At 60.9% G+C, this 12,127-nt stretch carries 8 protein-coding genes and 1 pseudogene; 8 read left to right on the forward strand and 1 reads right to left on the reverse strand.

What is annotated here, in order from left to right; all coding sequences use genetic code 11:
* Positions 1-57 precede the first annotated feature (57 nt).
* From PFLQ2_RS15840 to PFLQ2_RS15825, 4 genes and pseudogenes are all read left to right on the forward strand, one after another.
* Positions 58-707: pseudogene (locus tag PFLQ2_RS15840) on the forward strand (response regulator transcription factor).
* Between the two features lie 112 nt (positions 708-819).
* Positions 820-2,082: a serine hydrolase domain-containing protein gene (locus PFLQ2_RS15835; protein WP_003181067.1), complete on the forward strand. Its 1,263-nt coding sequence runs from the start codon at positions 820-822 to the stop codon at positions 2,080-2,082.
* A gap of 118 nt (positions 2,083-2,200) precedes the next feature.
* On the forward strand, positions 2,201-3,535 hold the full coding sequence (locus tag PFLQ2_RS15830; RefSeq protein ID WP_003181069.1) for an alginate export family protein: 1,335 nt from the start codon (positions 2,201-2,203) through the stop codon (positions 3,533-3,535).
* Positions 3,536-3,573: 38 nt separating this feature from the next.
* On the forward strand, positions 3,574-4,677 hold the full coding sequence (locus tag PFLQ2_RS15825) for a polyamine ABC transporter substrate-binding protein (protein WP_003181071.1): 1,104 nt from the start codon (positions 3,574-3,576) through the stop codon (positions 4,675-4,677).
* Positions 4,678-4,733: 56 nt separating this feature from the next.
* Here the strand turns inward: PFLQ2_RS15825 and PFLQ2_RS15820 are convergent, their stop codons facing one another.
* A complete protein-coding gene (locus PFLQ2_RS15820; protein ID WP_003181073.1) occupies positions 4,734-5,345 on the reverse strand; it encodes a TetR/AcrR family transcriptional regulator in 612 nt (203 codons plus the stop codon).
* A 410-nt stretch (positions 5,346-5,755) separates the two neighbouring features.
* On the opposite strand from PFLQ2_RS15820, the gene gabP reads away from it, so the two are divergent.
* The 4 genes from gabP to PFLQ2_RS15800 all read left to right on the forward strand — a co-directional run bounded on the left by gabP (position 5,756) and on the right by PFLQ2_RS15800 (position 11,901).
* Positions 5,756-7,156, forward strand: a complete 1,401-nt coding sequence (gabP, locus tag PFLQ2_RS15815; RefSeq protein WP_003181074.1) for a GABA permease — start codon at positions 5,756-5,758, stop codon at positions 7,154-7,156.
* Positions 7,157-7,464: 308 nt separating this feature from the next.
* A complete protein-coding gene (locus PFLQ2_RS15810; protein WP_003181076.1) occupies positions 7,465-9,186 on the forward strand; it encodes a type I secretion system permease/ATPase in 1,722 nt (573 codons plus the stop codon).
* Positions 9,179-10,549: an HlyD family type I secretion periplasmic adaptor subunit gene (locus PFLQ2_RS15805; RefSeq protein WP_003181079.1), complete on the forward strand. Its 1,371-nt coding sequence runs from the start codon at positions 9,179-9,181 to the stop codon at positions 10,547-10,549. Before PFLQ2_RS15810 ends, PFLQ2_RS15805 begins: the two co-directional genes overlap by 8 nt.
* Positions 10,550-10,551: 2 nt before the next feature.
* Entirely contained in the window at positions 10,552-11,901 is a 1,350-nt protein-coding gene (locus PFLQ2_RS15800; protein ID WP_003181081.1) for a TolC family outer membrane protein, read from the forward strand.
* Positions 11,902-12,127: the final 226 nt, after the last annotated feature.

A 12,127-nucleotide genomic window follows, 5' to 3' on the forward strand; every position in this document is an offset into this window, starting at 1 on the left:
ACGACACGGTCGCTGTGCTACAATTTTTTCTCTTTCAATCCGTCCAAGGTAACGTCCATGACTGGCAGTTCTTCATCCAGTGAACCGGGCCGCAAAGGCTCTGTCGTGTTCGTAGTGGATGACGATGACTCCATGCGCAATGCGCTGAGTAATCTTTTGCGCTCTGTTGGGATCCATGTCGAGACGTTCGCCTCCACCGCTGAGTTTCTTCGGCAACCCAAGACCGAAGGCGCCAGTTGCCTGGTGCTTGACGTACGGCTCCAGGGCGTCAGCGGCCTGGACTTCCAAGCTCAGTTGGCCAACTCGAACGCCAATATCCCGATCATTTTCATCACCGGCCACGGCGACATCGAGATGTCGGTCAAGGCGATGAAAGCCGGTGCCGTGGATTTCCTGGCCAAACCGTTTCGCGAACAGGACTTGCTGGACGCGGTGTCCGCCGCGCTTCAGGCGGATGTCAGGCGCCGGGAAATCGAGCAACAATTTTCGGATCTGCATGCCCATTACCAAACGCTCACGGTCCGTGAAAAAGAAGTCATGGCCCTGGCCGTAAAAGGCCTGATGAACAAGCAAATTGCCGGGCAAATGAACCTGAGCGAAATCACCGTGAAAATCCATCGTGCCCACGCCATGAAAAAATGCAGGCCAAATCCTTCGCAGATCTGGTTCGCATGGCGCAATCCTTGGGCACCGGGCAGGGGAACTGAGCCAGACAGATTTTCTGCTTGTCGGTAAAAAGATTTATTGACTAAAAAATTACATCGGGTAATTATTCTCCTGCATCTGCTTTTACGCAGAGTCATTTCCAGGGGCAACCCGATGAATCAGAACACCGTGCCTTCATTGGCCAGTCTTTACGTCGAGACTCATGAATTGTCATCCGACGCCCGCAACGCGCCTTTGCTTATGCAAGGTTTTCCTGCCGAGTCCAACCACCGCGTCACCTGGAACAACTGGATGCAGCCCCCTTTCAACCAATGGGGGTTTCGCAACCTGGCGCGCCTGCGCCCGAGTATTGATGTGCAGGCAGGTACTGGGCCGGTCAGCCCTTTGATAGCGGCTCACCAAGTGTTGGATGCGCTGCATTTCGACAGCGAGTCGGGTTTGAGCATCAGCGTGATCGAGCACCTCGTTGCCAGCCAGACCGATGGGTTCCTGGTGCTTCAGGGCGACACCGTACTGTTCGAACGGTACTTCAATGGCCAGCGTCCCGAGGACCGGCATGTCATGTTTTCCGTGACCAAATCGCTGATCGGCACCTTGGGCGAACAGCTGGTTTGCGAGGGGTTGCTGGACACCGCGTTGCCTGCGGCGCATTACGTGCCGGAACTGGCTGGAAGCGCATTTGCCGATGCAACCGTGCGCCAGTTGTTCGACATGGCCGTGGGCATCGATTACAGCGAAGTCTATGAAGATCCGCATTCAGAGAGTTCCCAGTACGGCTATGCCAGCGGTTTCCAACCGGCGCCCGCGCAATACGGGCAGTTCGAATCCCTGTACCAATACTTGCCAACCCTGAAGAAACGCGGCAGCCACGGCGGGTTTTTTCATTACGTGACAGCCACCACCGAAGCGTTGGCCTGGGTCATGGAACGTGCCTGCGGCAAGGCTTGTCATCAGTTGCTGCAAGACATCTGGAGCCAACTGGGCTGTGAGCGCGACGGCTATTTCCTGGCCGATCCCTGGGGGCGCAACGTTGCCGGCGCCGGTTTCAGTGCCACGTTGCGGGACATGGCGCGGTTCGGTCGGCTACTGGCCAACGAAGGTCGTCATGAAGGGCGACAACTGCTCTGCGGCGAGGCAATCGCCGGTATCGTCGCTGGCGCCGATCCGGCGATCTACACGACATCCCCGGACTTCAGCGCGTGGACCCCAGGCGCGTCCTACCGCAGTCAGTGGTACGTCTTCAACGACCACAGCCAGGCGCTCTTGGCGGGCGGTATCCACGGGCAATACCTGTTCATCGACAAGCCATCCGGCGTGGTGGTCGTCAAGCAATCGTCCCTGGACGAAGCCGTCAGTCCGTTCGACGGCGACAGCGTGCGCATGCTGCGGGCTATCGCGGCGCACCTGACTCGCTGACCACGTCCGCCCATTACAAGAATTTGTGTTCCGTTCACCTGGCCCGGCCAGGTGTTGGCGAGGCCCTGCGCCGCCATTTACTGCCCTGTAACAACAATAAATCAGACAGGAGCTTCATATGGTTTGCATGACACGTTGGTCCCGAACGCTGTTGGCGTTCGGCTTACCCCTGACCGCCCAAGCCGCTTGGGCGGGATACACCTTCGAGGAAGGCGCCCTCAAGGGCGAGGTCAATCTTAGCGCCGGTGCGGCGACACTCTCCACGCGCAACGTCAATTTCGGCAGTGGTCGGGTGGACATGCGTAGCCGCAGCAACGACGGCACGAAAATCGACTGGCAGGAATTCTACGTCAAGCCTGGCGTCACGCTGGACTACGCCTTGCAGCCGGATTTCAGTCTGTTGGCCGGCGGTTCACTCGTGGCCGCGACCACGGTAGGTGATGGTGATGCCGGTGGTTTCACGCGCAGCTCCGATGGTGATGTGGCGCTGGAGGAGTTGTACGGTGGTTTCCGGGCTGGGGAGTGGAAGTTCACGGCTGGCCGGCAGAACTACATGATCGGCAACGGCTTTATCGTCATGGACGGCAACCTCGATCAGCTCAAGGACGGTGCCTATTGGCTCGCGCCAAGAACGGCGTTCAAGGATTCGGCGATCCTGGCCTGGGACCACGGCGCCCTGAAGACCCAGGCGTTCACCCTGCGCACCGATGACGATCTGGGAGATTTCCGGATGACCGGTGTCAACCTGGACTACAACCTTGATAGCCAGGTGACGTTGGGCGCCATGGCGATGAAGGTCAACGCGCTTGCGCCCAAGGGCACGACGCCATTGAGCCGGGACGGCATGCAGGTGTACAACGTCCGGGCTCTCAACGCCAAGATGCCGGGGTTGCCGGCGCTGACGCTGAACGCCGAATATGCGCTGCAGCGGGGCAACGGTTCCGGAGTCGATTACCACGCCAAGGCGTGGTATGGCCAGGCGGACTATGCCTTCGACACGTTACCGCTGACGCCTGTCCTGGGTTATCGCTACGCCAGTTTCTCCGGTGACAGTGATCTCAGCGACAATCGCCAGGAGTCCTGGGACCCGCTCAGCAAAGGGTTTATCGATTGGGCAACCTGGCTGGTGGGCGATGTCGTTGGCAATTACCTGCTGTTCAACAGCAACGAAAACGTCCAACAGTTTTCTCTCAAGACTCATCTCAATGAAACCCTGACACTCGGTGCGATTCACTACCAGTTCTGGTTGGACGAGAAAAACTACCTGGGGGCAGCGGTCAGTGACCGGCGCTTCGCCGACGAGAGCGTCATCTTCCTGGATTGGGCGGCGTCGAAGTCACTCACCACCTCGCTGTCCTATAACTGGGTCAAGCCAATGGCCGCGGCCAAGCAAGTGTTTGGCGACGATCAGAAGTTCAGCGCGCTGGAACTCTATCTCACCTACCGCTACTAAGTGCCGCGAGCCCCGGGGCCGCGCTGGAGTGTTTGAGCATGAACAAGTTTTTGCGTAACACCTTGCTGGGCGCAGTCGTTTCCTTGTCGGTAAGTGGGGCAACCCTTGCCGAGGAGCGGACGGTGCGGATCTACAACTGGATCGAGTACCTGCCGCCGGAGATCCTGAAAAGCTTCCAGGAAGAAACCGGGATCCGCCCGATCTACGACGTCTTTGATAGCGTCGAAACCTTGGAGTCGAAACTGCTGACCGGTAACTCCGGGTACGACGTGGTGTACCCAAGCAGTTCCAATGTCAGCCACATGATCGCCGCCGGGGCAGTGCAGCCGCTGGACCGCAGCCAATTGCCGAACTGGCAACACCTGGACCCCGAGTTCATGAAATCCCTCGAAGCGGTGGGTGACCCGGGCAACCGTTACGCGGCGCCGTACCTGTGGGGCACGACGTTGATCGGCTACAACGTCGACATGGTCCGCAAGGCGTTGGGTGCCGATGTGCAAATGAACACCTGGGACATTCTTTTCAAGGAAGAGAACATGGCCAAGCTGGCCAGTTGCGGCGTCGGCTTGCTCGACGCCGCCAACGAAATCGTGCCGATTGCCCTGCATTACGAAGGCCTCGATCCCAACAGCCAGAAACGCGAGGATTACCCGCGGGCCCAGGCGGCGATGCTCAAGGTCCGTCCCTACATCACTTATTTCAATTCGTCGCGCTACGGCATGGACCTGGCCAACGGTGAGATCTGCGTCGGGGTCGGTTGGTCCGGCGGCGTAGCCTTGGCCAAACGACTGGCAGAAGATGCAGGGAAGGGGGTCAAGGTGGAGATGGCCTTGCCCAAGGAAGGCGCACCGATGTGGTCGGACGTGATGATGGTGCCGACCAACGCGCCCCATGTCGCGGAAGCCTACGCGTTCATCAATTACATCTTGCGTCCGGACGTCATTGCGCGGATCAGCAACAAGATCGGCTACCCCAACCCGAACAAGGACGCGACGGCGCTGGTCAATCCTGAGATCCGCAACAACCCGGCGATGTATGTGCCGGACGAGGCGCGCAAGACCCTGTTCGCATTGGCGCCCGTGCCGGCAGCGGTGGAGCGGATTCGTACCCGCACCTGGATCACCATCAAGACTCAGCGTTGAGCCTGCTGCCCGGCGTGTAACGCCGGGCTTGCCGGAACGCGTTGCGCCACGTTTGTTCAGGCGCGCATGCCGTAGAACAGCAGTTCGGTGATGCGCCTGACCTGGGCGGAATGAGCTTCGACGTCCGGCTGCTCCTGGTTGACCAGCCGATACAGTTGCAGGTGCGAATAGTCGTTCAGCAGGAACGCGGCCAACTCAACGTCAAGGTCGGGCCGCAGTTTGCCGGCCTGCTGCAACTCCCTGATCAGCCCACTGATTTCGGCCCTGAGCGCATCGTTCATGGCGCGATAACCTTCGGGCAATCCGTTGTCGCCACCAAACAGGATCAGCGGCAGCAACTCGCGCCACAGGCTTGGGTGCATGACTTCCAACGCGTAACCGGTCAACAGGCGCTCCAGATAACACAGCGCTTGGACCGGGTCTTGGATTTCAGGAATCTGGCTGCGGGTGTCCTTGAGCGCACGCCGGTCGGCCTCGTGGAGAATTTCGAGGATGATCTCCTGCTTGTTGCCGAAATACTTGAACACCGTAGGGGCCGATACACCGGCCTGGCTGGCGATCTGTTCGATGGTGGTGGTCTGGAAACCCTGGCGTTCGAACAATTCGACGGCGGCCTTGCTGATGGCTTGGCGGCGTTCGGCTTTCTGACGTTCACGCAGTCCGCTCACGGGAGGTCCTTGTTGATAAGAAGAGGTTGAAGACCCTTGGCGCACCAACAGGATTGCTGGTTGGCAACGAGCTGGGCATAGGCATGCAAAATACTTAACCCAGTAAAGTTTTTAAAGGGTTTATTTCCTTGGCGCTCCTCAATGCCAGGCTGGATACCGCGGCCTAGACGCCTGCCAGCAGGCAAAACGCCATGCTCCACTTGGCGAAATCAGGCACGGAGATGGCGCGTTCAGGTAACTGACTCGGCAGGGAAGACAGGTAACGTGGCGCGACTTTCGCCATAAGTGCGCACGTTCGCCCGGGGTGGATCAACACAGCCAAGAGGTGCCGCTTCCAGGAGGGGCGCGAAAACCGCAAACACCGACTGCCCTGCGCGCGGCTCAATGTTCGATTACAAGAGAATAAGAAAATGACCAGCCCCAGTTTCAAGGATTCGAACGGACATCTGGCACAGGGCTTCAAGCCTCGTCACGTCACTATGTTGTCCATTGCCGGAATCATCGGTGCAGGTCTGTTCGTGGGATCGGGCCATGCCATCGCCGCCGCCGGCCCGGCCGTCATGCTGGCCTACCTGTTTTCCGGGTTGCTGGTGGTCCTGGTCATGCGCATGTTGGGTGAGATGGCGGTCGCCAACCCGGACACTGGCTCCTTCTCCACATATGCCGATCAAGCCATCGGACGCTGGGCGGGCTTCACCATCGGTTGGCTCTACTGGTGGTTCTGGGTGTTGGTGATTCCTATCGAGGCGCTGGCCGCCGGTCATGTATTGAATCAATGGTTTCCCGCCATCGATGCCTGGTTGTTTGCCTCGGTGTCGATCGTGGCGCTGGCCGTGACGAATTTGTTCAGCGTGTCCAAGTACGGCGAGTTCGAGTTCTGGTTCGCCATGGCCAAGGTCGTGGCGATCATCGGCTTCATCTCCCTGGGTTTTGCTGTGCTGATGGGGTGGATTCCCGAACGTGAAGCCAGCGGCCTGAGTCGGTTGATGGAGGAGCATGGCGGGTTCGCCCCCAACGGCTTGTCGGCGGTGGTGGGAGCGTTCATTACCATCATGTTCAGTTTTATCGGCACGGAGGCGGTGACCATCGCGGCGGCTGAATCCGATAATCCCGCGCAGAACATCGCCAAGGCCACTCGTTCGGTGATCTGGCGTATCGGTGTGTTCTACCTGCTGTCGATCTTCGTGGTCATTTCCGTGGTACCTTGGGACGATCCGCTCCTCGCTTCAGTGGGGTCCTACCAGCGTGCATTGGAGCTGATGAACATCCCTCACGCCAAATTCCTGGTGGACGTGGTGGTGCTGATTGCCGTGGCCAGTTGCATGAACTCCTCGATCTATATCGCTTCGCGGATGCTGTACTCCCTGGGGCGCCGTGGCGATGCGCCAAAGGCATTGAAGGTGACGTCATCGGCCGGCGTTCCGAGGTCTGCAGTCATTGCCAGTACCGTGCTGGGTGCTGGTATCACCTTGTTCAGTTATTTCATGCCCGCCGGGCTGTTCCAGTTCTTGCTCGCCAGCTCCGGCGCCATCGCCTTGCTGGTGTACCTGGTGATCGCCATTTCACAGTTGCGCATGCGGCGGATGTTGCAGCGCCAGAATATCGAGTTGCCTTTTCGCATGTGGCTGTTTCCCTGGTTGACCTGGTTGGTCATCGTGTTCATTTCGGCGGCGCTGGCAGTGATGATGGTTGCGCCCGAGCACCGCAGCGAGGTCAGTACAACCCTGGGCCTGGCGCTGATCATTTCTCTTATCGGCCTGCTGACGTCGCGGCATCCGCCCGAGCCGGAGCGGGTCGCTTCCCTCGGCTAGCCCGCTCGTTTTTGCCCTGTTGACGCCACGTTACTGGCGTCAACAAACCCGCCTTTCTCGCCCATTCAAGCGGCAAGAACCTCAGTCTTGAGGCGCGGCCCCTCCGCCTGTCACCCACTTGCAAACCCAGCCCTGCGAACCGGCACTAAGCTGCGGCCGCGTTGTCAGTAATTGGCGTCTGTAGGGATGAGGATCGTCCCTGGTATCGGCACGTTAGCTGGATAGTTTTTTCTCGAGCATCCTCGGGAAAAAGAGCCTCGCGATGGATTGCGTCCTGGACCGACAATTTCTCTTGCAGGCGATTTTCCATGGGGTTTCTACTTGATCCGCGTCATGACATCGATGCTGCCTTACTGAGCTACCGCCGCGTGTTCTGGTCGTTGGCGCTGTTCAGTGGTGTCATCAATCTACTGGTGCTGGTGCCGTCGCTGTACATGATGCAGGTGTACGACCGGGTCCTCACCAGCCGCAACGAAACCACGTTGTTCATGCTCACCCTGATTGCCTTGGGGCTGTTCATGTTCAGTGCCCTGATCGAATGGGTACGCGGCGAGGTGATGATTCGCATGAGCGCAGGGCTGGACGAGGCCCTGGGCGAGCGGATTTTCGATGCGGCGTTCGCCCGCAGCCTGCGCGAGCACAACGCCAACCCGGCGCAAGTGCTCAGCGATCTGGCCACGCTGCGGCAGTTGATCACCGGCCAGGGCCTGATCGCCTTGCTCGATGCGCCTTGGCTGCCGATCTTTCTGCTGGTGGCGTTCATTTTTCATCCCTGGTTCGGTGTGCTGACGCTGGTGCTGGCCTTGGTGCTGATCGGCCTGGCGCTGTGGGGCGAACTGGCGACGCGTTCGCGCCTGGGGGAAGCCAATCGGTTGGGCGTGCAGTCGTCGATTTATGTGAACAGCACGCTGCACAACGCTGAAGTCATCCAGGCCCTGGGCATGCTCGGGCCGTTGCGCCAACGCTGGAGCCTGCTACAGCGACGCATCATCGCTGCCCAGGCCCACGCCAGCGACCGTGGCGCACGCATCACGTCTGCGACCCGTTTCGTGCGGATTTCCGGGCAGTCCCTGGCCCTGGGCCTCGGAGCGTTGCTGGTGCTTGAGGGGCAATTGTCGGCGGGCATGATGATTGCGATGTCGCTGTTGCTGGGCCGGGCCCTGGCGCCCGTGGAAATTGCCATCGGCTCGTGGAAACAATTCAATTCCGGCCGCCAGAGCTATCAGCGCCTGAGCCAATTGCTGACCCAACACCCACGTGAGCGCCTGCGCATGCCTTTGCCCCCGCCCACCGGTGCGGTACGCCTGGAGCAGCTGTATGTCGGCCCGCCCGGGGCCACGCAACCGATCCTGCGGGGCATTCATTTCAGCCTGGCCAAAGGCGAAGTACTCGCTGTCGTCGGCCCCAGCGCCAGCGGTAAATCGACCCTGGCCAGGGCAATGGTCGGGGTGTGGCCAGCCATGGGCGGGTCGGTGCGCCTGGACGAGGCCGAAATCAGCCAATGGACCCACGACGCCCTCGGCCCGCACCTGGGCTACCTGCCGCAGGACATCGAGCTGTTCGACGGTACGGTGGCCGACAACATTGCCCGCTTCGGTGAGCAGGATGCCGACAAAATCATCGCCGCCGGGCGGCACGCGGGTATTCACGAGATGATCCTGAGGTTTCCCAAGGGCTACGACACGCCGCTGGGGCCAGGCGGGCTTGGCTTGTCCGGCGGCCAGAAGCAGCGCCTGGGCCTGGCTCGGGCGCTCTACGGACGACCTTCACTGATTGTGCTCGATGAGCCCAATTCCAATCTCGACGAGGCCGGCGAGCTGGCGCTGATCCAGGCCATCAATGTGCTCAAGGCAGCTGGCAGCACGGTGGTACTGATTACCCATCGGCCCAGTGTGCTGGCCGTGGTCGATCACATCCTGGTGCTCAAGGACGGGACTCAACAGGCCTTCGGTCCACGGGAACGGGTACTCAAGGCACTGATGCCGGGGCCGAGGGCGGCAGCGGTCAGGGAGGCGGGCGAAGATGCGTGATCTGACACCGGCGGCACAAACGTTCAGCGAGCAAGGGCTGAGCGTGCGCAATTCAACTTTGCTGCCCAGCGCCAGTACCGACGCCAGGGGCGCGGCGCGCTACGGGGTGGGTTTTCTGGTCTTGACGCTGGGAGGTTTCCTGCTTTGGGCCTGCCTGGCGCCGCTCGACCAAGGCGTGGTCGGCAGCGGCACCGTAGTGGTGGCGGGCGAACGCAAGGCGGTGCAGTCGCTGGTGGGCGGCGTGGTGGAAAAACTGCTGGTCAGCGACGGCGACCGTGTCACCCAAGGGCAGCTGTTGGTGCAGCTCAACACCGTGCAGGCCCAGTCGCAACTGGACGTGACCTTGGGCAAATTGCTCAATGACCGCAGCGTTGAGGCGCGGCTGATTGCCGAGCGTATAGGCGCTGCCGAGATCCAATGGCCCGCTGAATTGCTTGAGCGTGCCGATGAGCCACGGGTCAAGGCTGCGATGGCTTTGCAGAACCAGTTGTTCATCACCCGTCGCGCTGAGCTGGGCAGCCGCTTGCAGATCATCGAGCACGAAGCCGCGGCGTTGCAGCAGCAATTGCAAGGCTACGAGGGCGTCAAGCGCAACTACGATGCGCAGATGCGCTTCCAGCAGCAGGAGCTTGAAGGCCTGCGGGACCTGGCCCGAGAAGGCTACGTGCCGCGCAATAAACTTTTCGAGGCCGAGCGCAACGCCGCCCAACTGGCGGGGCAGATCGCGTCCGGGGTGGGCGACGTCGGCAGGACGCGCCAGGCGATCAACGAAAGCCGGCTCAAGGCCTTGCAGGCGCAACAGGAATTTCGTCGCGATGCCGAAACCCAACTGAGCGAAGTCTCGGCCGAAGCCGCAGGGTACGCCGATCAGATCCGCGCCTTGCAGTTCGAAGTCGACAACGGTGCGATCCGCGCCCCGGTATCGGGGCAGGTCATGGACCTGAGCATCCATACCGTGGGCGGTGTCGCGCAGGCCGGCCAAACCCTGATGCAAGTGGTGCCACTGGACGCGCCGATGGCGATCACGGCGCGTTTCGAGCCGCTGATGGCCAACAAATTGCGCCCGGGGCTGCCGGTGCATGTGCATTTCACCGCGCTGCAACGGGTGGATACGCCGACGGTGACCGGCACAGTGACCACCGTATCGGCGGATCAGTTGATCAATGAGCAGACGCACCAGCCGTACTTTTCCGCCAAGGTCGAGATTCCCGCCGACACCGTCGCATCGTTGCAGAGCGCCGGCCTGCTGGTGCGTCCGGGCATGCTCGCCGATGTCACCGTGGTGACCGGCGAGCGCACGTTGATGAACTACCTGATGAAACCTTTGCGCGAGCGCTTGTTGGCCGCCTTCAAGGAGGAATGAAGATGATGGGGCGGTTCCGGTATGGCGCTCGTGTGTTGCTGAGCCTGTGTACCAGTTATGGGGCGGTCAGCCCGGTGTGGGCTGCCGAAGGTGGGCTGAGCCTGACGGCTGCCTACGATGCCTCGCGTCTCAATGACCCGACCGTGCAATCGGCTGCCCATGCCTACGATGCTTCGCGGCATGAAGAGGCGATCGGGCGCGGTGGCCTTTATCCGCAGGTGTCGCTGACGTCCCGTTATGGCTATGGCGGGCGCACCGATGGCGGTGACGACCGTGGCTATGTCAACAGTAACGATTACCAGGCGAACAACGTCACCCTCGCGGCGCAACAACCGCTGTACGACAAGGGCCGTTGGGCGGCGTACCAGGAGGGCAAGGCGCGGGGGCAGTTGGGCGTGCAAGTATTCGATGTTGCTGGCCAGACCCTGTTTGACCGGGTCGCCAAAGGCTATTTCGACGTGGCCCGGGCCGAGAACGAGATCAAGCTGATTGCCCAACAAAAAACCGCGATCCAAGGCTTGGTCATCCAGAGCAAAAAGCTCTATCAGGGCGGCCAGGGCGCGGTCACCGATATCGATGAAGCCCAGGCGCGGCTCGATCTGGTGGAAGCCCAGGAGACTGAAGCCCAGGCCCGCCGCGTGGCGGCGCTGCGGGCCTTGTCCGGTCGCGCCAGTGTGCCGATCGATGACATCCAGCCGATGCGCGAAGAACTGGCCACTGCCAGCCCAATCCCACCGGAGCAGGACCTGCCGTACTGGACGGCGATCGCCCGCGAAGCCAGCCCCGAGCTGGCCGCCCGGTTGGCGGCGGTGAAGGTCGCCGAAGCCCAGGCCGACAGCCAGCGCGCCGGGCATTATCCGACCTTGTCGCTGACCACTCAGTTGACCCGCCGGGAAACCCGCCAATACCAGGAACTCGACCCGCGCCAGGACACCTATTACGTCGGCGTGCAACTGGACATTCCGCTGTATCGCGGCGGGGCGGTGCGTGCCTCAGTGGCCAAGGCCGAAGCACAACTGGCCGGGGCCCAGTCGGAATACGATGTACAGCGCCAACAATTGGCCGAGGACATCGAGACCGATTACCTGGGCGTCGTCGCCGGTTTCACCAAGAGCAAGGCGATGCAGCGGGCAGTGGAGTCCAATCAGCGGGCACTGACCTCGACCGAAAAGGGCTTCCAGGGCGGCGTGCGTTCCACCGTCGACATTCTCGATGCGCAGCAGCGACTGTTCCAGGCCCGGCGAGACCTGCTCAACACCAAACTCGACATGCTGCAAAGCTACGTGAGCCTGCACACCCACACCGGCCAAATGAACCGCGCCGTGCTGGAACAAGTGCAAAGCCTGTTCTAGACAACCCACTTGCAGGACGGCTCGCAACCCGGTTCACGTGGCGAGGGAGCAAGCTCCCTCGCCACGGTTTTGTGGTTGGCTCGGGCTGGGTTGATAAGGCCACAAAAGCACCCACTCCCAGACCCTGTGGCGAGGGAATAAATCCTCACCACAAAAGCCGCCTACATTCTCAGCTGTGATTCACCTGGGTTTCCCTTGGCACCGCATACCCCTGTGGGAGCGAGCT

This window comes from Pseudomonas fluorescens Q2-87, from assembly GCF_000281895.1.
In the GTDB taxonomy this organism is placed as follows: Bacteria; Pseudomonadota; Gammaproteobacteria; order Pseudomonadales; family Pseudomonadaceae; genus Aquipseudomonas; species Aquipseudomonas fluorescens_S.

Bases quoted from the DNA above. Each gene is read 5' to 3' on its own strand.
- gabP (WP_003181074.1), top strand. From the start codon at position 5,756: ATGACCAGCCCCAGTTTCAAGGATTCGAACGGACATCTGGCACAGGGC.
- PFLQ2_RS15825 (WP_003181071.1), top strand. From the start codon at position 3,574: ATGAACAAGTTTTTGCGTAACACCTTGCTGGGCGCAGTCGTTTCCTTG.
- PFLQ2_RS15800 (WP_003181081.1), top strand. From the start codon at position 10,552: ATGATGGGGCGGTTCCGGTATGGCGCTCGTGTGTTGCTGAGCCTGTGT.
- PFLQ2_RS15805 (WP_003181079.1), top strand. From the start codon at position 9,179: ATGCGTGATCTGACACCGGCGGCACAAACGTTCAGCGAGCAAGGGCTG.
- PFLQ2_RS15835 (WP_003181067.1), top strand. From the start codon at position 820: ATGAATCAGAACACCGTGCCTTCATTGGCCAGTCTTTACGTCGAGACT.
- PFLQ2_RS15830 (WP_003181069.1), top strand. From the start codon at position 2,201: ATGGTTTGCATGACACGTTGGTCCCGAACGCTGTTGGCGTTCGGCTTA.
- PFLQ2_RS15810 (WP_003181076.1), top strand. From the start codon at position 7,465: ATGGGGTTTCTACTTGATCCGCGTCATGACATCGATGCTGCCTTACTG.